A 19,250-nucleotide genomic window follows, 5' to 3' on the forward strand; every position below is an offset into this window, starting at 1 on the left:
GGGGGATTGCGCTCGCCGCCGCGGTGGGCTCGATGGTCGCGGGGGTCGGCGGGACGGCGGCGGCCGTGCCGGGTGGGAACCGGATCGACCGCCAAGTGGTGCAGCGGTGCCGCCCCGCCCGGTCCCACCAGCCTGTCCGGCGCTGCACCCGCACCCTGCTCGACTGGGCCCGCGCCCCTCCGCCCGGGGTCGAGATGGTCCGACGCCTCCATCCGCAATACGTCACCGTGCCGCCCAGGAGACGGGTGGTGGAGCGGACGTCGGCCTGGACCACCGGACGCCGCCGCTGCGTCCGCGACCACGAACGCCTACCCCCACCACCACGAAGCCGCGGTCCGTCGGTCGATGACCCGCATCGGCAGCCGCCGGCTCACCCGACGGCGGTAGCCCGGAAACGGGCGCTCAGGGCGGTGGGTCGAGGAAGCGGTCCAGCGTCAGCGGCAGGTCGCGGACGCGGACGCCGGTCGCGTGGTGCGCCGCGTTGGCGATGGCGGCGGCGGTGCCGACGATGCCGATCTCGCCGACGCCCTTGGTGCCCATGGGGTTGGTGTGCGGGTCGTGCTCCTCGACCCAGTGCGCCTCCACGTGCGGGACGTCGGCGTTGGTGGCGATGTGGTACTCGGCGAAGTCGTGGTTGACGACGTGCCCGAACCGCTCGTCCACGACGCTGTGCTCGTGCAGCGCCATGGACAGCCCCATGGTCATGCCGCCCACGAGCTGCGAGCGGGCCAGGCGCGGGTTCACCACCCGGCCGACCGCGAACACGCCGAGCAGCCGCGGCACCCGCACCTCGCCGGTGTCCCGGTGCACCCGGACCTCGGCGAACTGCGCACCGAACGCGTGCATCGCGTACGTCCCGTCCGCCGGGTTGTCCGGCATCCCGGCACGGGCCCGCGCACCCTCGGCGGGGTCGTCGCCGAACTCCTCCCGGAACGCCTCGACCGCGGCCACGATCGTCGAGCCCCAGGACGTGGTGCCGGACGACCCGCCCGCCACCGACGCCGGGGGCAGCGCGGTGTCGCCGATGCGCAGTTCGACGTCGTTGAAGTCAACGCCCAGCGCGTCGGCGGCGATCTGCGCCAAGGACGTCCAGGCGCCGGTGCCGAGGTCGGCCGCGCCGATCCGGACCAGGTAGCGGCCCGGACCCGTCCAGCGGACCTCGGCGACCGACCCCGGCATCCGGCTCACCGGGTAGGTCGACGCCGCCACGCCCGTGCCGACGAGCCACCCCGCCTCCTCGCGGGCGCGCGGCGTCGGGTCGCGGTCCGCCCAGCCGAAGCGGCGCGCACCCTCGCGCAGGCACGCGACCAGGTTGCGGCTGGAGAACGGCTTGCCCGACTCCGGCTCCACGTCCGGCTCGTTGCGGATTCGGAACTCCACCGGGTCGACGCCGCACGCGTGCGCGAGCTCGTCCACCGCCACCTCGGGCCCGAACATGCCGGGGCACTCGCCGGGCGCCCGCATCCACGCCGGGACCGGGACGTCCAACGCGGCCAGCCGGTGGGTCGTGCGGCGGTTCGGCGCGGCGTACATCATCCGGGTGGGCAGGCAGGTCTGCTCGGCGAACTCCTTGACGCGGGAGGTCTGCGAGACCGCGTCGAGCGCGACCGCGGCCAGCACCCCGTCCGCGTCGCAGCCCAGGCGGACCCGCTGGACGGTGGGCGTGCGGTAGCCGACCAGGGAGAACATCTGCTGCCGGGTGAGCGCGAGCTTGACCGGTGTGCCCGGCACGGCCCGTGCGGCCATCGCGGCGATGATCGTGTGCACGTGCGGTGTGCCCTTGGAGCCGAAGCCGCCGCCGACGTGCGGGCAGATCACGTGCACGTGTTCCGGTGCCAGGCCGAGCACTTCCGCCGCCGCCGCACGCGTGGTGTGCACGCCCTGCGTCGAGTCGTAGAGCACCAGGTCGCCGTCCAGCCACAGGGCCGTGGTGGTGTGCGGCTCCATCGGGTTGTTGTTGTACCAGGCGGTGGTGTAGGTCTGGTCGAGCGTGAACGGCGAGTGCGCGAGCGCCGTGCCCGGGTCTCCCCGCCAGGTGTCGGTCTCCGCGCCCCCGTTCACCTGCTCCGGCGCGTACAGGTCGTCCCGGTCCGCGCTCAGGTGCACGTCGTGCGGCCGCTGGTCGATCGTGACGCGGACCAGGGCAGCCGCCTCACGGGCGGTCTCCCGGGTGCGTGCGACGACGGCCGCGACGACCTGGCCGCGGAAGGCCACGTCGTGCGACTGGAACGCGGCCAGCTCGGCGTCCTCCGTGGACGCCAGGCGCGGTGCGCTGTCCGGCGTCAGGACGGCGAGCACGCCGTCCAGCGCCACGGCGGCGTCGACGTCCACTCCGGACAGCACGCCCCGGGCGGCTTCGGCTTGCACCAGGTGCACGTGCGCGGGGTCCACCACGTGCTGGTCACCCGCGTACCGCGCGGTCCCGGTCACCTTGGCCGGACCGTCGACCCGTCGCGGCGACCGGCCGACCACGCGCGGGGGCAGGCCCGTCATCGCTCCTCCCGGCTCAGCCCGCGCAACGCGGACACGACCAGCTCGCGGGTCAGCGGCACCTTGAAACGGTTGCCCCCCAACGGCGCGGCACCCGCCAGCTCCGCGTCGACCGCCCGCCGGAACACCTCGTCGTCGGCCCGCGCGCCGACCAGGACGTCCTCGGCCCGCCGCGCCCGCCACGGCCGGTGCGCCACACCGCCCAACGCGATCCGCACGTCCCGCACGACACCGCCCTCGACCCGCAGCACGGCCGCGACGGACACCAGCGCGAACGCGAACGACGCCCGGTCGCGCACCTTCCGGTACACCGAGCGGGCGCCCGGTGGCGGCGGGGGCAGGTCCACCGACGTGATCAGGTCGCCGGGTGCCAGCACGGTGTCGCGGTGCGGCTCGTCGCCGGGTGACCGGTGCAGCCCGACCAGCGGGACCACCCGCCGCCCCGCCGCGCCGAGCACGGCCACCTGCGCGTCGAGCGCCGCCATCGCCACCGCCATGTCCGACGGGTGCGTGGCCACGCAGTGCGCGGACGCGCCCAGGATCGCGTGGTGGCGCGTGTAGCCGCCGATCGCCGAGCAGCCCGTGCCCGGCTCGCGCTTGTTGCACGGCGTGGACGGGTCCCGGAAGTACACGCACCGGGTCCGTTGCAGCAGGTTCCCGCCGGTGGTGGCGAGGTTGCGGATCTGCCCGGACGCGCCGGACAGCAACGCCCGCGCCAGCACCGGGTAGTCCCGCCGGACCGCGGGGTGCGCGGCCAGGTCGGCGTTGCGCACGGTCGCCCCGATCCGCAGGCCGCCGTCCGGCAGCGCGTCGACGGTGTCCAGCGGCAGCCGGGTGATGTCGACCAGGACCCCGGGCGCGGCGACGCCGAGCTTCAGGTGGTCGACCAGGTTCGTGCCGCCGGCCAGGAACGCGACCTCCGCCGACCCGGTCGCGGCGGCGACGGCGGCCTCGGGGTCGGGCGCGCGCCGGTAGTCGAACGGCATCACCGCGCACCGTCCCGCACCGCGGCCACGATGGCGACGTACGCGCCGCACCGGCACAGGTTCCCGCTCATCCGCTCGCGGATCTCGGCGTCGGTCGGCTCCACCGGCCCGTTCAGGTCCTCCGTGACCGCGCTCGGGTGCCCGGCCGCCACCTCGTCCAGCACGCCGACCGCCGAGCACACCTGACCGGGCGTGCAGAAACCGCACTGCAGGGCGTCCCGTTCGAGGAACGCCTCCTGCACCGGGTGCAACCGCCCGCCGTCCGCGAGCCCCTCGGCGGTCGTGACGTCCGCGCCGTCGTGCGCCACGGCGAGCGCCAGGCAGGTGATCACCCGCCGGCCGTCCAGCAGGACCGTGCAGGCGCCGCACTGGCCGTGGTCACACCCCTTCTTGGGCGCGGTGGCCCCGACACCGTCGCGGAGCGCGTCCAACAGGGTCGTCCTGGTGTCCACCAGCAACCGCCTGCGCCGCCCGTCCACGCGCAGCCCGATCTCACCGTCCACGGTCCCGGCTCCTCCGACTCGGCGTTCCCCTTGGACTTCCCGCGGCGGGGCGGGCCAATCCACCGGATAGGGGACATCGGCGCGGCGTGCCGACGGCACACGACCTGGAGTCGTGGTCATCCGATGTATGCACTACCCTTACCCGCAGACCGGGCAACCGGACCGCTAAGTCGCGGTCATAGATCGGACGTCTTGGGGTGGCTGAGGTGGATCAGCGAGGGCTCGTGCTCTGGTACGACGAGCCGGCGGACGACTGGGAGACCCGGTCGCTGCCCATCGGCAACGGCGCGCTGGGCGGCGGCGTGTTCGGCGGGGTGGCGCGGGAGCGGGTGCGGCTCAACGAGAAGACCCTGTGGACCGGCGGGCCCGGGTCGTCCCAGGGGTACGACTTCGGCAACTGGACCAGCCCGCGGCCGGGGGCGCTCGACGGCGTCCGCCAACTGGTCGAGCGGGACCGGTGGGTGGCGCCGGAGACGGTCGCCGCAGCGCTGGGGCAGGCGCGCCGCGGGTTCGGCGCTTACCAGCCGTTCGGTGAACTGGTCCTGGCGCTCACCGATCCACCCGCCGAGGTCACCGCCTACCGCCGGGACCTGGACCTGTCCCGCGCGGTCGCGTCGGTGGCGTACGAAGCGGACGGTGCGCGGTACACGCGGGAGTACTTCGCGAGCGCGGTCGACGGCGTGCTCGTGGCCCGGCTGTCCGCGGACCGCCCCGGCCGGATCGGCTTCACCGCCTCGATCACCGCGCCGGACAACCGAACGCAGCTGTGCACGGCTCACGGCGGCCGTTCCATTCTCACCGGGACGTTGCACGACAACGGGATGCGCTTCGAATCCCACCTCCGCCTGCTCAACGAGGGCGGCACGCGCACCGACCACGAAGACGGCACGATCACCGTGGCCGGTGCCGACAACGTGGTGCTGGTGTTCGCCGCGGGCACCGACTACGCCCCGGACCACCCGACCTACCGCGGCCCGGACCCGCACGACCGCGTCCGGCGGACCGTCGACGCCGCCTCCGCGCAGGGCTGGCACCGGCTGCTCGACGCCCACCTGCGCGACCACCGCGCGTTGTTCGACCGCGTGCGCCTGGACATCGGCCCGCAGCTGGTGGACGTGCCCACCGACGACCTCCTGCGCGGCTACCCCACCGCCCCGCCGCCGTTCCGCCGCGCGCTGGAAGCCCTCTACTTCCAGTACGGCCGCTACCTGCTGATCGCCTCGTCCCGCCCCGGCACGCTGCCCGCCAACCTCCAGGGCGTGTGGAACGACTCGGTCGCGCCACCGTGGAGCGGCGACTACCACGTCAACATCAACCTGCAGATGAACTACTGGCCCGCCGAGACGACGAACCTCGCCGAGACCACCGGTCCGCTGTTCGACTTCGTGGACGCCCTGCGCGAACCGGGCGCCGTCACGGCCCGCGAGCTGCACGGCAACCGCGGCTGGGTCGTCAACAACGAGACCAACCCGTTCGGCTTCACCGGTGTGCACGACTGGGCGACCGCGTTCTGGTTCCCCGAAGCCGGCGCGTGGCTGGCGCACCACTACTTCGAGCACTACCTGTTCACCCGGGACGAGGAGTTCCTGCGCGAACGCGCCTACCCGGTGATGAGGGAACTCGCCGAGTTCTGGCTCGACGCGCTGGTGGTCGACCCGCGTGACGGCACGCTCGTCGTCACGCCCTCCTACTCGCCCGAGCACGGCGACTTCTCCGCCGGCGCGGCCCTGTCGCAGCAGATCGTCCGCCAGTTGTTCGCCCACGTCGCCGCCACCGCCGACGAGGTGGGCGACGCCGCGTTCGGCGCCGAGGTGCGCCAGGCGCTCGAGCGGATCGACCCCGGCACCCGGATCGGCTCCTGGGGCCAGCTCCAGGAGTGGAAGGAGGACCGGGACGACCCGGCGAACACCCACCGGCACGTGTCGCACCTGTTCGCCCTGTTCCCCGGCACCGGGATCAGCCCGCGCACGACACCGGAACTCGCCGCCGCCGCGAGGACCTCGCTCACCGCGCGGGGCGACGGCGGCACCGGGTGGAGCAAGGCCTGGAAGATCAACTTCTGGGCGCGGCTGCTCGACGGCGACCACGCGCACCGCATGCTGGCCGAGCAGCTCGTCGGCAGCACCCTGCCGAACCTGTGGGACACCCACCCGCCGTTCCAGCTCGACGGCAACTTCGGCGCGACCGCCGGCGTGGCCGAAATGCTGCTCCAGAGCCACGACGGCGTGGTGCACGTGCTGCCGGCGCTGCCGGGGGAGTGGCCCGACGGGTCGTACACCGGGCTCCGTGCCCGCGGTGACGTCACGGTCGACGCGACGTGGTCCGACGGCGCGGCCCGCGAGATCGCCCTGACCACCGGCCGGGACGGCCCCCTCACCGTGCGCGGCACCCTGTTCGGCGGGGACTTCCGGCTCGTCGACGCCCGGACGGGCACGCCGGTCCCGCACCACCGCGACGGCGACTCGACCACCTTCACCGCTCACGCCGGCCACCGCTACGTGGCCACGGCCCGGTGAAGGCCTCAGCGTCCAGGGCCGGCGGTCCGGTCGTCCCAGTGGCGCGCCGCCGGCCGCCGGAACTCGTCGTCAAAGATCGGGAGCGTGGTGTACTCGAGCAGCATGTCGTAGGTCGGCCGCCGGCCCTCCGACGTCCACAGCTCGTCCTGGTTGGGCGAGCGCTTGGCCAGGAAGAGGCAGTTGTCGAGGTCGTAGACGTCGTCGTCGCGGAAGACCGCCTGGTAGTCGTGGACCTGGTCGTCGAACCTGCGCGCTCTCCCCACCTTCACGGCGACGTAGCGGGAACTGCGGGAACGGCGCTCCCCGAACTCCTGCACCCACCAGTCGGGCTCCAGCCGCCCGAGCCGGTCGGTGGGCTGCCACGCCGGCCCCTCCCGCTCGACCCGGGCCGGCGGCACCGCGTAGCGGTGGTCCGGCGACAGCTCGTCCGCCACCGCCACCGCGACCGCGGACCGCGGGTCGACCATGTCGGCCGCGTGCCGGAACACCGCGAAGCCGCCGTCCTCGTACCTCTCCCGTGACGACGGCGGAGGTGGTTCCCCGGGCCGCTCGGCGTCGATCCGGCGGGTGAACCGCTCCACCTCGGCCAGGGGCACCTCGTGGTAGACGTCGTCGGAGTCGCGTTCGCCCGCCCTGGACAGGGTCATGGCTCCGCGTCCACCTGCCGTGACCCTCGTACCGCTCCTCGTGGTGATGAGTGATCGAGCGGTGGAGGGTCCGGGCGTCGCGGCCGTCGGCCCTGCCGAACCCGGTGGTGCCGCTCTCGTGGATGTCGAACACCTCCAGGCCCGCCCGGTCCGGCACGAAGTCGCCCACGTGCGGCGCGTCACCGTGCCCGAGCCGCGTGGTGTGGAGGCCGCCCACGACGTTCGACGCGGGCAACATCGACGACTTCGACTTCCGACTAGGTCTGCCACCGCGAGAGGGCGACGAGGACCAGCACGAAGACCGCCACGACGGCCCCGAAGCCGACCAGGCCCGCCAGCAGGAAGCCGGTGCCGACCGAGTTCCACGGCGGCCGGAGGAACTTCAGCGCGCTGCCCAGCACGATCGCGCCGACCGCGACCCCGATGAACGCGTACGCGTACTCCCCGCCGCGCCAGCCCGCGTCCGCGAAGTACCCGGTCCGGTACGCGGCCACCACCGCGACCAGCAGCACGGCCGGCACCACGAACCCGGCGAAGGCCGCGCCGGGCCGTTTCCGATGCTCCACGTCGTTCACCCGGCCAGTCTGACCGGCGGTCCCGTCCCGGCGCATGAGTAGCACTACGCGCACCGCGCGGCACCCGGTGACCCGGACGGACCGGCGGCCCGGAGCGTGGGTGCTCCGGGCCGCCGGCGGCCGTGCGGGAGGGGTCAGGCGGTGGTGCCCGTGACCGACGTGCCCGACTTGGTGACGTAGTAGGTCAGCTTGGCCCCGCTCCAGTAGTGGAACGTGAGCGTCACCCGCGAGCCGTCCGTGACCTCGGCGAAGAACTCCGGCTTCAGCACGGTGGTGCCGGCGGTGTAGTCCGGCGCGAACGTGACGTCGAACTCCTTGAAGGAGGTCCAGTTGTGCGGGCCGGCGTTGCTGCCGTCCGCGTACTTGGCCTCCATCGTGGCCACCTGGTCGCCGCGGAACTGCGTCGGGATGGCGAACGCGCTCGTCGTCCCGGTCGCGTTCGACAGCACCGGCGTGTCGTAGGTGACCAGGTTGATCCGCCACGGCACGCCCGCCGAGAACCGGGCCGACAGCGTCGCGTTCGTGCCGTACGCCCGCGACCCGCTCAACCGGGTGATCGTCGCCGCCTTGATGGTGAGCTGGTCGCCGCTGACGGTGTAGTCCGTGCCGTTGACCAGGTCGGCGGTGCCGTGGCGCAACCCGACGAACGACGTGCCGTTCAGGTTGAGCGTCAGCGCCTTGTCGGTGACGGCCGCGGACTTGGCGCTGAACACCTGGTCCGACGACGCCGTGCCGGACCGGGTCGTCCAGCTCGACTTGATCTGCGCGATCAGCTCCGGGTCGCTCCACTGGAACGAGGTGCGGCCGAAGTGCTGACCGTTGTCCCACAGCATGGTGGTGATCTTCTTCGCGCGGGCGTAGTGGCCCAGGAACTCGAAGAACTTCAGCTTCTCGCCCTGCTGGATGGTGCCCGTGTGCCGGTCGAAGCCCAGCAGTCCGTACTCGCCGAGGATGACCGGGATGCCGCGCGCCACGAACGCGTTGGCCACGCGGTCGAACGAGTCGGTCAGGTCCTTCTGCACGGTGGCGTCGAACTTGGTCCCACCCGCCACGTTCACGCTGAACGGCCAGTAGCCGTAGAAGTGGAACGTCGCGATGAGGTTCGGGTCGTTGAGCGTGGTGAAGGTGGCCACGAGCTCGTCCACTCGCGCCTGCTCCGACGACGTGTGCAGGGTCGGCAGCACCAGCAGGCGGGTGGCGTTGTTGCCGCCCGAGCCGCGCACGATCCGGTGGAACGACGTGTTCAGCTCGTGCAGGAGCTGGGCGTTCTGCGCGTCACCCGAGCTGTTGGCGAACTGGGGCTCGTTGACGCTCTCCAGCATGAGCTTCGGCGAGGCGTCCCGGAACGCGGTGGCGATCTGCGTCCACGCCGCGTTGTAGCGGGCCAGCACGGTCGTCCGGTCCGTCGGCATGGCGTTGATCCACTGCCACGAGTCGTGGTGGATGTTGATCATCACGTAGAACCCGTCGGCCAGCGCCCAGCCCACGACCTCCTTGACGCGCGCCAGGTAGGCCGCGTCGATGGTGTAGCTCGGCGCGCCGCCCTGGTGCGCGCTCCACGTGACCGGGATGCGGATGCTCTTGAAGCCCTGGGCCCGGACGTTGTCCAGCAGCGCCTCGGTGATCCGCGGGTTGCCCCAGGCGGTCTCGTCGGTGCCGACCGCGTCGAGCGAGTTGCCCAGGTTCCAACCCGGCTGCATCTCCGCGACCCTCGCCATGGCGTCGCCCGCCGGCGGAGTCGTGGTCGTGGTGGTCGTCGTCGTGGTGGTCGTGGTGTTACCGGTGCAGGTGACGCCGTTGAGCGCGAACGACGTGGGCGCGGTGTTCGAACCCGTCCACGAGCCGTTGAAGCCGAACGAGACCGTCGCGCCGGTGGCGATGTTCGGGTTGTAGCCGACGTTGGTGGCGGTGACCTGGCCGCCGGACGCCGTCACGGTCGCGTTCCACGCCTGGCTGACGGTCTGGCCGGACGGGAACGCCCACGTGAGCCGCCACCCGCCGGTGATCGGGTCGCCCAGGTTGGTGATGGCGACGTTGCCGGTGAAGCCGCCCTGCCACTGGCTGGGCACCGAGTACGCCACCCGGCACCCCGCCGCGGCCTGGGCGTCGGTCACCGCGACAACACCCATGCCCGCGAGCAACGAGGCCATTCCGGTGGCCAGCAGGCCAACCCGCCAACGGATTTTTCTCAGCTTGTCGCGCATATCGGCCATGACGCTCCTCGTAATCGCATGCGGCAGCGGGAGGGGTGGGAACCGAACGCACGCGGGCGACGAGGCCGGCCGCAGTGGGAATCCAGATGCGCCGGTCGCCGCACGGCGCACCCGCACGCCACGACCGTCGGACCGGGCGCGGCGGCGTGTTCCAGCGCTGCCTCGCCATGATGTTGGCGGTAACGGATCGGTGACGCAAGGGTTTCGACGGTAATCGACTGGGCGGCGATCGCGGCCATTTCGAAATCGTCCCCGGAAGTCGACCGCATTCGACGGGGGACCCGGTCGGCGTTCGACGGATCCGTCGAATGAATTCGACGGTGGTTGGTCGACGAGCCCCTTCGTCGATCGCGGACGCCGTCGGTGGCGGGGTGCCCGACCGGCCGGGGGATCACCCGATGGTGGCGTCGCTGCGGTCGCTAGGGTGCCGCCGTGGCACGCCCCGGGATCGGCGTCGTCCTCGCGACGACCGGACGCCTCGCGCCGCTCGGCGCGCCGCTCGAGTACGTCGCCACCGGCCTGCCGTGGCCCGCCGAGGTGGTGGTGCGCGACAGCGGTTCGACGCCCGAGGGCGCCCGTGCGGCGACCCGGTCGCTGGTGGAGGCGGGCGTGCGGGTCGTGGTCACGCTGGGCGGCACGGCGACGCTGCCCGCGGTGGTGGACGCCTGCGCCGCGCACGGCGTGCCGTGCGTGTCCACGACGTTGCCGTGGCAGGTGTTCGACGCCGGTCGGCGACCGGGCCCGGCGTTCCACTTCTGCTGGGGGCTGGACGACATCGCGGCCGTGTTCGCCGACCTCTGGGAGCGGCTGGGCCCGGCGCGGACCGTCGGCTGCGTGTGGAACGACGGTCCGCAAGGTGTCGCGCTGCGGCGCTGGTTCGCCCCGGTCGCCGCCGCGCGCGGGCACCACCTGGTCGACCTGCCGTACCGGGAGGCCGGCGGCGTCGTGCCCGCCGTCGGCGACCTGGAGGTGGTGACCGGCGCCGCGACCGCCGCCGACCTGGCCGCCGTGGTCCGTGCCCGGCGACCCCGGCTGGTCACGTGCTCGCGGTGGCTCACCTACCCGTTCGGCGTGGCCCGGCACGGCCTGGACCGGGTCGCCACGATCGTGTCGTGGACGCCGGCGCACGAGCACGTCGGTCGGGACGGGCGGACACCGCGCGACCTGGCTCGCGCGTACGAGGGGGCCACCGGGTCCCCGTGGCTGCAACCGCTCGGGCCGGCGCACGCGTTGTTCGAGGTGGCCGTGCACGCGGTGAGCGAGGCGGACGGGCCGGGCGCGGTCGCCGACGTGCTGGCGTCCACCCGGTTGGCCACGATCGCCGGCGTGCTCGACTGGACCGCCGGTCCCGCGCCCGGCGTGGCCGTCGTCCCGTTGGCGGGCGGCCAGTGGCGCAACGGCCCGCGCCCGGAGCTCGCCGTGGTGGACAACCGCCGCTCGCCGCTCGTGCCGGTGTCGGGTGATCTGGCGGTCGACTAGCTGATCGCGCGGGTGGGCGGTGTCCGTCGACCGGGTCAGCTGATCGCGAAGGTGAACCGGTAGCCGACGGCCCGCGAGTTCGCCCGCGCCACCTTGCCCTCGCCGCGCGCGGTGGCGTAGGTGCCGGTGCCGCCCGTGATCGCCACGGTCGTGTCCTCGAAGCCGGACTCGATCGACTTGTACTGGCGCAGGCCGGAGAAGTGGATCTCGCCGTCGGGCAGCCGGAACGCGGACGTGCAGTGCGCGGTCACCTCCGGCGGCACCGCCGCGGACACGGCGATCACGCCGCAGTGCGAATAGCCCTCGCCGATCCGGGTGGTGCCGTCGGGCTGGAGCAGGGTGCCGCCGCTGACGAAGCCGAGGCCGACGGCGGGTGCGGCGGGCGCGGACATCAGCGTCCGCGCGGTCAGCACCTCCACGGTCGCCTCGGCGGTCGGTCCCTCGGCGCGCACCTGGTCCGCTCCCACGAGAACGCCCACGAGCGCGACGACCAGCCACGGGTTGACCTGCACGACGACACCTCCGGTGCGGTGGAAAACGCCTTCGGCGTCGGAACATAGTTCGGTGCCGGTGCACGCGGTCGGTCAACTCCACGTTCGACTGAACAATGAGCATCGACCGTGCGACCTGACCTCACTCGAACGAGGCCTGATCACACCTGTGAATCGGGTCATGAATGTGAACCGTGATCGGGCCGGGAAGCCTGTCGCCCACGATTGATTCGGTTGATGTGGACCGCGCATGACGAGAACAGCGGTCGTGACCGGTGGCGGGACCGGTATCGGCAAGGTGGTCGCGCCGAATTGGTCAAGCGGGGGGCTGGAGGTCGTGGACGTGCTGCTGAACAACGCGGGCGGCAACGCGGCCCCCGCGGTCTCGCGCCCGGAGGGCCGGCCGACGACGGCAGGGTGGTCACCCTCGGCTCCATCGCGGCCCGGCGCGGGTCGGGCAGCGACGGCGCGGCGAAGGCGGCGGTCGAGGCGTGGGCCGCCGACCTGGCGCTCGCGCCGGGCGGGCGCGGCACCACGGTCAACGTGGTGCCGCCGGGCGTCACCGAGGAGACCGGGTCCTTCGGCGGCACGCTGTCGGAGGAACGACGCCGGAAGCTGGTCGGCGACCCCGCCGACGGCCGCGCCGGCACACCCGCCGACGTGGCGTGACCCGTTCCCGGCCGCCTCCGAACCGGAGCGGGACGCCTGCTCGTCCCGCTCCGCAGCGAGGGTGTCCCCGGGCTGCGGTCGACCTACCGTGTGCTCATGCGGGTGTGCGTGTTCTGCGGTTCCTCCAGCGGACGGGTGCGGCACGTCGAAGCGGCCCGGCGGGTCGGCCGCACGCTGGCCGGACAGGGCATCGGGGTCGTCTACGGCGGCGGCCGGGTCGGCACGATGGGCGCGCTGGCCGACGGCGCGCTGGCCGCGGGCGGTTCGGTCATCGGGGTGATCCCGCGCGCCCTCCTCGACTGGGAGGTGGCGCACGGGAATCTCACGGAACTGCGCGTGGTGTCGTCCATGCACGAGCGCAAGGCGTTGATGGCCGAGCTGTCCGACGCGTTCGTGGCGCTGCCGGGCGGCGCGGGCACGCTGGAAGAGCTGTTCGAGGTGTGGACGTGGGCCCAGCTCGGCCTGCACGCGAAACCGGTGGCGCTGCTGGACGTCGACGGCTATTTCGGCCACCTGGTCGCGATGGTCGACCACATGGTCGAGGAAGGGTTCCTGAAACCGCCGTACCGGGACATGCTTCTGGTGGACGACGACTTGGACCGGTTGCTCGTACGCATCCGGGAGTACCGGACCCCGGATTACCGGTGGACCGACGACAAACCCCTGCCATAGATCACGGGAATCGGTACGGTGTGGGTCAATGCGAACTGTTTTCGCAAAGTTTCGCGCCACCCGGGGGGAGCCGGCGATGGACATCAACCACTGGCAGCGAAGGCTTTCGGAGCTGTGCGAGGAGCACCTGGTGCCCGGCGCCTCACTGGCCGTCCTGGTGGACGGCGAGGTGCACGAGTGCGCGACCGGGGTGCTGCACCGCGGCACCGGCGTCGAGGCCACCACCGACTCGCTGTTCCAGATCGGCTCGATCACCAAGCTCTACACCGCCACGCTGGTCATGCAGCTGGTCGCCGAGGGCGTACTGGACCTGGACGCGCCGGTGGTCACCGTGCTGCCCGAGTTCGCCGTGGCCGACGAGGTGGCCACCAAGACCGTGACGCCGCGCCAACTGCTGTCGCACACCAGCGGCATCGACGGCGACTTCTTCCACGACACCGGGCGCGGCGACGACTGCGTGGCCGCCTACGTCGCGGCGTGCGCGGGGCTCGGCCAGAACCACCCGCCGGGCGCCACGATGTCCTACTGCAACAGCGGGTTCACCGTGCTCGGCCGGATCGTCGAGGTGCTGACCGGCCAGGTGTGGGACGTCGCCCTGCGCGAGCGCCTGCTCGACCCGATCGGCGCGCACCGCACCGTGACCCTGCCCGAGGACGTGCTGAGGTTCCGCTCGGCGTTGGGCCACCTCGGCGAACCCGGCGAGGAGCCGGTGCCCGCGCCCGTGTGGGGCCTCGCCCGCTCCGCCGGACCGGCCGGCACGATCAACGCCACCGCCGCGGACGTCCTCCGCTTCGCCCGCCTGCACCTCGACGGGGGCCGGGCGCCGGACGGCACGGTGGTGCTGCCCGCCGAGCACGTGGCCGCGATGCACCGGCCGTTCGTGCAGCTGCCCGCGGGCCACGCGGCGCGGATGTGCTGGGGCCTGGGGTGGATCACCTACGACTGGCCCGGCGGTCCGGTCATCGGGCACGACGGCGCGACCGTCGGGCAGAAGGCGTTCCTGCGGGTCGTGCCCGGCGCCGGGGTGGCGGCCGTGCTGCTCACCAACGGCGGCGTGCCCGCCGAGGTCTCCCAGCGGCTGTTCGCCGAGTTGTTGGGCGAGCACGCGGGCGTCGTCGTGCCCACCTTCGAGCCGCCCGCCGAGCCGCCCGAGGTGGACCTCTCCCGGTACGTCGGCTCGTACGTGCGCGAGGGCTACGACGTCGAGGTGAGCGAGCGGGACGGCCTGCTGCGCCTGCGCGGCGAGAGCACCGGCGAACTGGCCGCGATCAACGCGGTGACCGAGGCGGTGCTCGTGCCGGTGGAGGAGGGCCTGTTCGCCGCCCGGCGCAACGAGCACGAGCCGTGGTCGCCGGTGGTCTTCTACACGCTGCCGGACGGCTCGCCGTACCTGCACTTCAGCATGCGGGCCGCGCCCAGGAGCCGGCGGGACGCCACCTGAGCCGGAGGCCGGCCCGTGCTCCGGGTGCCCCCACGATCGGGTGAACGACCGTGCCGGGCGTATCACGGCTCCGATCCGTCGCTCCTGCACTCGACCGGGCTCCACGACGGAAGGTGGGAGAACATGACCGTGCTCGCGGACTTCGAGGTGATCGTGAAGGGGTTCGTCGACATCGGCGACGGAGCGCACGAGTTCTCGGTTGACTTCGACACGTCCGGTGTCTACTCGGGCAAGCCGGCGGTGATCGCGCTCCGAGTCCGGGGGCTCACCGCCCTGTCCGAGTACGACCCGGAGATCCTGATCAACGACCAGTACATCGGGCGCATCACCGCCACTCACTGGTCCGACCCGAAGTTGCAGGCGGAAGCCGCGAACCACTGGTACTCCCAGCACACGGCCTTCGCCGGTCACCTGCTCAACAACGGCAAGAACACCTTCCGCGTGCGGGCGCTCAAGCTCAAGGACCCCAAGCCGGGCAACGAGTACGACAACTTCGCGATCAGCAGCGTGGTGTGCTTCTACCACCAGGAGAAGTGACCGCCGAACGGGCGGTGGTCAGTCCTTGACGGTGAGGCCGAGCGCCTGGGCGAACGCGGGCGCGAGGTCCAGCGCCTGGGTGGGTGTGACGGTCGCGCCGCGCAACGAGGTGAGGCCGGACCGGATGCCCAGCTCGGCCGCTTCGCGCAGGTCCACCTTCTTCAGGGTCGCGCCCTCGAACCGGAGGTCCACCAGCGTCGAGCCGGGGAACGTGACCGTGGTCAGCGCGGCTTCGGAGAAGTCCACGTCGCGCAGGACGCAGTCGACGAACGCGACGTCGCGCAGCACGGCGCCGCGCAGGTTGACCGAGACCAGCTTGCAGCCGGAGAACGTGACCCGGCTCAGCGCGGCCTCGAACATCGCCGCCCCGGCGAACGCGCTGTTCACCACCTCCGCGTCGAGCCACCCGGACTCGGCCAGGTCGGTGCCGATGACCTGCGCGCCGTGCAGCCACACGTCGGTGAACCGCGCCCGCCGCAGCGAGCCGTCGGTGAACCGGACGCCCGACAGCGCCGACTCGCTGAACCGCGCGTTGCCCGCCAGGACGTTCGGGAACTCCCGGTCGGCGATGTGGACGACGTTGTAGTCGCCGCCCGCCGCCAGGTCGCGCCCGTCGTGGTCTTCGAGGTAGGCGGCGTAGGGCAGGTCGGCGAGCGCCCGGGGTTCGCGCATGGGCGGATCGTAGTCGGTGGTCGGGCGGTGCCGGCCGGGCAACGGCGTGCCCGGCCGGGGTGGCGGTCACCACAACCACTACTGGGAACGATTATCGTTTTGTTAGGTTCGCCGGGCTCTGTCACCGACCGCTTGGACGTGTCCCGTGCGCCACCGCATCACCTTGATCGCCGTCTGTGCCCTGTCGCTGACCGGGTGCTTCGCCGCACCGGCCGCGGAGCAGCCCGGTGGCCGGATCAAGCTCGCGATGCTGCAACCGCCGCGCTCCGGCCTGACCCCGTTCAGCGACGACGCGTTCAAGCTCTCGCGCTGGTCCACCGCGGAGACGCTGGTCACCCTGGACGCGGACGGCAACGCGCGACCCGGCCTGGCCACCGGGTGGCGGCGGGTGGACGACCACGCCTGGGAGTTCACCGTCCGCGGGGGCGTCACGTTCCACGACGGCACCGCGCTGACCGCCGCGTCCGTCGCGAACACCCTCACCCGCGCCACCGCCGCCTCGCCCAAGCCACGCATCCTCGACGGCGTCGAGCTGACCGCCACGGCCCGGGGCGACGCCGTCCTCGTCACCACCGGCACGCCCGACCCCCTGGTGCCGCAACGGCTGTCGTCACCGCAGTTGGCGATCCTCGCCGAGAGCGCCTACCGCCCGGACGGCAAGGTCGACCCCGTCGGCACCGGCACCGGGCCGTTCGAGCTGGTCGCGGTCGACGGCACGACCACCGCCACGCTGGACCGCTACGACGGCTACTGGGGTCCGAAGGCCGCCGCCGACGGCATCGACGTGTCGTTCGTCCCCGACGGCACCGCCCGCGCCGCCGCCATCCGCGCCGGGGAGGCGCACATCGCCGAGGCGGTGCCCGTCTCGCAGGCCGCCCTGCTCGACCCGGCCACCGTCACCGAGGTGCCGATGCCGCGCACCAACACCCTGTACCTGAACACGCGGTCCGGGCCGTTCCAGGACCGGGGCCTGCGGGCCGCCGCACGGGAGGCGATCGACGCGGGTGAGATCGTGCGCGGCGTCTACGAGGGCCGCGCCGACGTCGCGCAAGGGCTGCTCGGGCCCGCGCTGCCGTGGGCGGCCGCCGGACGCACGCCGCTCACCGGACGCGCGCCGGCCACCGACCCGGGTGGCGCGGCGATCACGCTGGCCACGTTCTCCGACCGCGCCGAGCTGCCCGAGGTCGCGTCCGTGCTCCAGCAGCAGCTCGAGGACGCCGGGTTCACCGTGACGCAGGTCGTCCGCGAGTACGCGCACATCGAGCAGGACGCGCTGGCCGGGAAGTTCGACGCGTTCATCCTGTCCCGGGCGACCGTGCTGGACTCGGGCGACCCGGTGGCGTACGTGCAGTCGGACTTCACCTGCGCGGGCTCGTTCAACCTCGCCCGGCTCTGCGACGGCGACGTGGACGCGGCCGTGCGGGCCGCCGCCGCGACCGAGGCGGGCGATCAGCGGCGGGCCGCGATCCTGGCCGCCGAGGCGGCCGTGCTGCGGACCGACGCGGCGATCCCGATGCTGCACGAACGCGTGATCCAGGGCGACGCGACGTCGGTGGTCGACTCGGCCAAGGACCCGCGCGAGCGCACGCTGATCACGTCCGCCACCCGGCTGCGGTGATCGCGCTCGTCTCCCGCGCGGGCGGGCTCGCCGCGGTCGTCGCGGTGATCGGGCTGCTGCCGTGGCTGTCCGGGCGCGACCCGGCGCTGTCGGTGCTGCGGGCCCGGTCCGCCGAGCAGGAGCCGACGGCGGAGGCGCTGGGCGCGGTCCGCCGCGAGCTGGGCCTGGACGCCGGGCCGGTGTCGCTGTTCGGCGACTGGCTGGGCGGCGCGGTGCGGGGCGACCTGGGCCGGTCGTGGGTCGGGGGCGGCGAGGTGCTGCCCGCGGTGCTGGCCGCGTCGGGCGTGTCGTTGGCGTTGATGGGCGCGGCGCTGGTGGTGGCGCTGGTGTCGGCCTGCGCGTTGTCGGCGACGGCGTTCGTGCGCGGCGCGCGGGGGACGGCCGGTGCGCGCACCGGCGCTTCGGCGGCCGTGCTCGCCGCGTTGCCGGAGTTCCTGGTGGCGACGGTGCTGCTGGTGGTGTTGTCGGTGTGGCTGGGCTGGTTCCCGCCGTACGGCTGGCAGGGGCCGCAACACCTGGTGCTGCCCGCGTTGGCGCTGGGCCTGCCGGCGGGCGGCATCCTGGGCCGGTTGGTGGACGACGCGGTGCCCGCCGTGTTCGAGGAGCGCTGGGTGTCGCTGTGGCGGTCGTGGGGCTGTTCTCCGGGCGTCCTCGGCCGAGCCGCGGCACGGCGTGCGCTGCCGGCCGTGCTGCCGCAGTTCGGGCTGGTCGCGGTGGGGTTGACCGGGGGAGCTGTCGCGGTCGAGGTGGTGTTCGCCGTGCCGGGTCTGGGCCGGACGGCGCTGGGCGCGGCCGAGGCGCAGGACCTGCCGCTGTTGCAGGGGTCGGTGCTCGTCCTCGTGCTGCTGGGCTCGGTGGGCGGTGCGCTCGTGGCCGTTGCCCGGCGGTGGATGCTCGGGCCGGCGCTGCGTGCCGCAGCACTGCCGGCGCCGCCGCCCGTGACGGTGCCCGCCGGTCGGGCCCACCGCGTGGTCGTCGCCGTCAGCGCGGCCGTGCCCGCGGTCCTCGTCGGCTGGGGGCTGCCCGGCGACCCGCTGCGGGTGCACCCGGCCGCCCGGCTCTCGCCGCCGAGCTGGGCGCACCCGCTGGGCACGGACGCGCTGGGGCGTGACGTCCTGGCCCGGGTGGGGCACGGTGCCGCGACCACGCTGACCGTCACGGTGCTCGTGTGCGCGTGCTCGTTCGCGGTGGCGCTGGTCCTCGGATTCCTGCCGGGCCTGGCGGAGGGCGTCGCGGAGACCGCCAACGCCGTGCCGCCGGTGATCGCGGGCATCCTGGTCGCGGCGACCGCCGGCCCCGGCCCGGTGGGCGCGTCCGTCGCGGTGGGCCTGGTCTCCTGGCCGCCGTTGGCCGCCCACGCCGCGGCGCTGGTGCGGGAGAACCGCGCGGCCGCGCACGTCGCCGCGCTGCGCGCCCTGGGCGCCGGCCCGACGTGGGTGCTGACCCGGCACGTGCTGCCCGCCGTGGCGGGCCCGGTCGCCCGGCACGCCGTCCTGCGCCTGCCGGGCATCGCGCTGGCGCTGGCCGCACTGGGCTTCCTGGGCCTGGGCACCCCGCCACCCGCGCCGGAGTGGGGCCTGATGCTGGCCGAATCCCTGCCCTACCTGGAACGCGCCCCCTGGGCCGCCCTCGCCCCGACCGCGATGCTGCTGCTCCTGGCGACGCTGGCGGTGTCGCTGTCCACGGCCGCCAGCCGCCGCCGGGGCCGCACGTCCCGACCGAGGTCTCCGGCATGATCTCG

At 73.5% G+C, this 19,250-nt stretch carries 16 protein-coding genes and 1 pseudogene; 8 read left to right on the forward strand and 9 right to left on the reverse strand.

The window, feature by feature from the left end; genetic code table 11:
• Window positions 1-402: 402 nt before the first annotated feature.
• The 3 genes from FHX81_RS36505 to FHX81_RS36515 are packed head-to-tail and all read right to left on the reverse strand — an operon-like array spanning window position 403 to window position 3,979.
• Window positions 403-2,493 carry a xanthine dehydrogenase family protein molybdopterin-binding subunit gene (locus FHX81_RS36505; RefSeq protein ID WP_141983033.1) on the reverse strand — a complete coding sequence of 697 codons (2,091 nt, stop codon included), beginning with the start codon at window positions 2,491-2,493 and terminating at the stop codon, window positions 403-405.
• Window positions 2,490-3,479, reverse strand: a complete 990-nt coding sequence (locus tag FHX81_RS36510; protein ID WP_141983034.1) for an FAD binding domain-containing protein — start codon at window positions 3,477-3,479, stop codon at window positions 2,490-2,492. The genes FHX81_RS36505 and FHX81_RS36510 overlap by 4 nt, the downstream gene beginning before the upstream one ends.
• Window positions 3,476-3,979: a 2Fe-2S iron-sulfur cluster-binding protein gene (locus FHX81_RS36515; RefSeq protein WP_141983035.1), complete on the reverse strand. Its 504-nt coding sequence runs from the start codon at window positions 3,977-3,979 to the stop codon at window positions 3,476-3,478. Before FHX81_RS36515 ends, FHX81_RS36510 begins: the two co-directional genes overlap by 4 nt.
• A 206-nt stretch (window positions 3,980-4,185) precedes the next feature.
• On the opposite strand from FHX81_RS36515, the gene FHX81_RS36520 reads away from it, so the two are divergent.
• Window positions 4,186-6,495, forward strand: a complete 2,310-nt coding sequence (locus tag FHX81_RS36520; protein WP_246108142.1) for a glycoside hydrolase family 95 protein — start codon at window positions 4,186-4,188, stop codon at window positions 6,493-6,495.
• 5 nt (window positions 6,496-6,500) lie between these two features.
• On the opposite strand, the gene FHX81_RS36525 is transcribed toward FHX81_RS36520, so the two are convergent.
• From FHX81_RS36525 to FHX81_RS36535, 4 genes and pseudogenes are all read right to left on the reverse strand, one after another.
• Window positions 6,501-7,142: a hypothetical protein gene (locus tag FHX81_RS36525; protein WP_141983036.1), complete on the reverse strand. Its 642-nt coding sequence runs from the start codon at window positions 7,140-7,142 to the stop codon at window positions 6,501-6,503.
• A gap of 73 nt (window positions 7,143-7,215) precedes the next feature.
• A pseudogene (locus FHX81_RS43105) lies at window positions 7,216-7,380 on the reverse strand (rhamnogalacturonan lyase family protein); the annotation flags it as partial.
• A gap of 19 nt (window positions 7,381-7,399) precedes the next feature.
• Window positions 7,400-7,717 (reverse strand): hypothetical protein, encoded by a 318-nt coding sequence (locus FHX81_RS36530; RefSeq protein ID WP_141983037.1) that lies wholly within the window; start codon window positions 7,715-7,717, stop codon window positions 7,400-7,402.
• Window positions 7,718-7,851: 134 nt separating this feature from the next.
• Complete coding sequence (locus FHX81_RS36535; RefSeq protein ID WP_246108143.1) at window positions 7,852-9,846, reverse strand: cellulase family glycosylhydrolase; 1,995 nt, start codon at window positions 9,844-9,846, stop codon at window positions 7,852-7,854.
• Window positions 9,847-10,362: 516 nt separating this feature from the next.
• Between FHX81_RS36535 and FHX81_RS36540 the strand changes: the two genes are divergently transcribed.
• Window positions 10,363-11,409 carry an ABC transporter substrate-binding protein gene (locus FHX81_RS36540; RefSeq protein WP_141983038.1) on the forward strand — a complete coding sequence of 349 codons (1,047 nt, stop codon included), beginning with the start codon at window positions 10,363-10,365 and terminating at the stop codon, window positions 11,407-11,409.
• Between the two features lie 35 nt (window positions 11,410-11,444).
• On the opposite strand, the gene FHX81_RS36545 is transcribed toward FHX81_RS36540, so the two are convergent.
• Window positions 11,445-11,921 carry an allene oxide cyclase barrel-like domain-containing protein gene (locus FHX81_RS36545; protein WP_141983039.1) on the reverse strand — a complete coding sequence of 159 codons (477 nt, stop codon included), beginning with the start codon at window positions 11,919-11,921 and terminating at the stop codon, window positions 11,445-11,447.
• 396 nt (window positions 11,922-12,317) lie between these two features.
• Between FHX81_RS36545 and FHX81_RS42395 the strand changes: the two genes are divergently transcribed.
• The 4 genes from FHX81_RS42395 to FHX81_RS36565 all read left to right on the forward strand — a co-directional run bounded on the left by FHX81_RS42395 (window position 12,318) and on the right by FHX81_RS36565 (window position 15,219).
• Window positions 12,318-12,569, forward strand: coding sequence for an SDR family oxidoreductase (locus tag FHX81_RS42395; protein WP_246108144.1), 252 nt, complete (start codon window positions 12,318-12,320; stop codon window positions 12,567-12,569).
• Between the two features lie 96 nt (window positions 12,570-12,665).
• On the forward strand, window positions 12,666-13,241 hold the full coding sequence (locus tag FHX81_RS36555) for an LOG family protein (protein WP_141983041.1): 576 nt from the start codon (window positions 12,666-12,668) through the stop codon (window positions 13,239-13,241).
• Window positions 13,242-13,317: 76 nt separating this feature from the next.
• Window positions 13,318-14,682: a serine hydrolase domain-containing protein gene (locus FHX81_RS36560; RefSeq protein WP_141983042.1), complete on the forward strand. Its 1,365-nt coding sequence runs from the start codon at window positions 13,318-13,320 to the stop codon at window positions 14,680-14,682.
• 123 nt (window positions 14,683-14,805) lie between these two features.
• A complete protein-coding gene (locus FHX81_RS36565) occupies window positions 14,806-15,219 on the forward strand; it encodes a hypothetical protein (RefSeq protein ID WP_141983043.1) in 414 nt (137 codons plus the stop codon).
• Window positions 15,220-15,237: 18 nt separating this feature from the next.
• On the opposite strand, the gene FHX81_RS36570 is transcribed toward FHX81_RS36565, so the two are convergent.
• A complete protein-coding gene (locus FHX81_RS36570; protein WP_141983044.1) occupies window positions 15,238-15,891 on the reverse strand; it encodes a pentapeptide repeat-containing protein in 654 nt (217 codons plus the stop codon).
• Between the two features lie 145 nt (window positions 15,892-16,036).
• Between FHX81_RS36570 and FHX81_RS36575 the strand changes: the two genes are divergently transcribed.
• Both FHX81_RS36575 and FHX81_RS36580 read left to right on the forward strand, forming a co-directional pair.
• Window positions 16,037-17,509: an ABC transporter substrate-binding protein gene (locus FHX81_RS36575; RefSeq protein ID WP_246108145.1), complete on the forward strand. Its 1,473-nt coding sequence runs from the start codon at window positions 16,037-16,039 to the stop codon at window positions 17,507-17,509.
• Window positions 17,506-19,245 carry an ABC transporter permease subunit gene (locus FHX81_RS36580; RefSeq protein WP_141983045.1) on the forward strand — a complete coding sequence of 580 codons (1,740 nt, stop codon included), beginning with the start codon at window positions 17,506-17,508 and terminating at the stop codon, window positions 19,243-19,245. Before FHX81_RS36575 ends, FHX81_RS36580 begins: the two co-directional genes overlap by 4 nt.
• Window positions 19,246-19,250 lie beyond the last annotated feature (5 nt).

Origin of the sequence: Saccharothrix saharensis, from assembly GCF_006716745.1 — a bacterium.
Classification (GTDB): Bacteria; Actinomycetota; Actinomycetes; order Mycobacteriales; family Pseudonocardiaceae; genus Actinosynnema; species Actinosynnema saharense.

Bases quoted from the DNA above. Each gene is read 5' to 3' on its own strand.
- FHX81_RS36505 (WP_141983033.1), bottom strand. From the start codon at position 2,493: ATGACGGGCCTGCCCCCGCGCGTGGTCGGCCGGTCGCCGCGACGGGTC.
- FHX81_RS36525 (WP_141983036.1), bottom strand. From the start codon at position 7,142: ATGACCCTGTCCAGGGCGGGCGAACGCGACTCCGACGACGTCTACCAC.
- FHX81_RS36535 (WP_246108143.1), bottom strand. From the start codon at position 9,846: ATGGGTGTTGTCGCGGTGACCGACGCCCAGGCCGCGGCGGGGTGCCGG.
- FHX81_RS36555 (WP_141983041.1), top strand. From the start codon at position 12,666: ATGCGGGTGTGCGTGTTCTGCGGTTCCTCCAGCGGACGGGTGCGGCAC.
- FHX81_RS36560 (WP_141983042.1), top strand. From the start codon at position 13,318: ATGGACATCAACCACTGGCAGCGAAGGCTTTCGGAGCTGTGCGAGGAG.
- FHX81_RS36565 (WP_141983043.1), top strand. From the start codon at position 14,806: ATGACCGTGCTCGCGGACTTCGAGGTGATCGTGAAGGGGTTCGTCGAC.
- FHX81_RS36570 (WP_141983044.1), bottom strand. From the start codon at position 15,891: ATGCGCGAACCCCGGGCGCTCGCCGACCTGCCCTACGCCGCCTACCTC.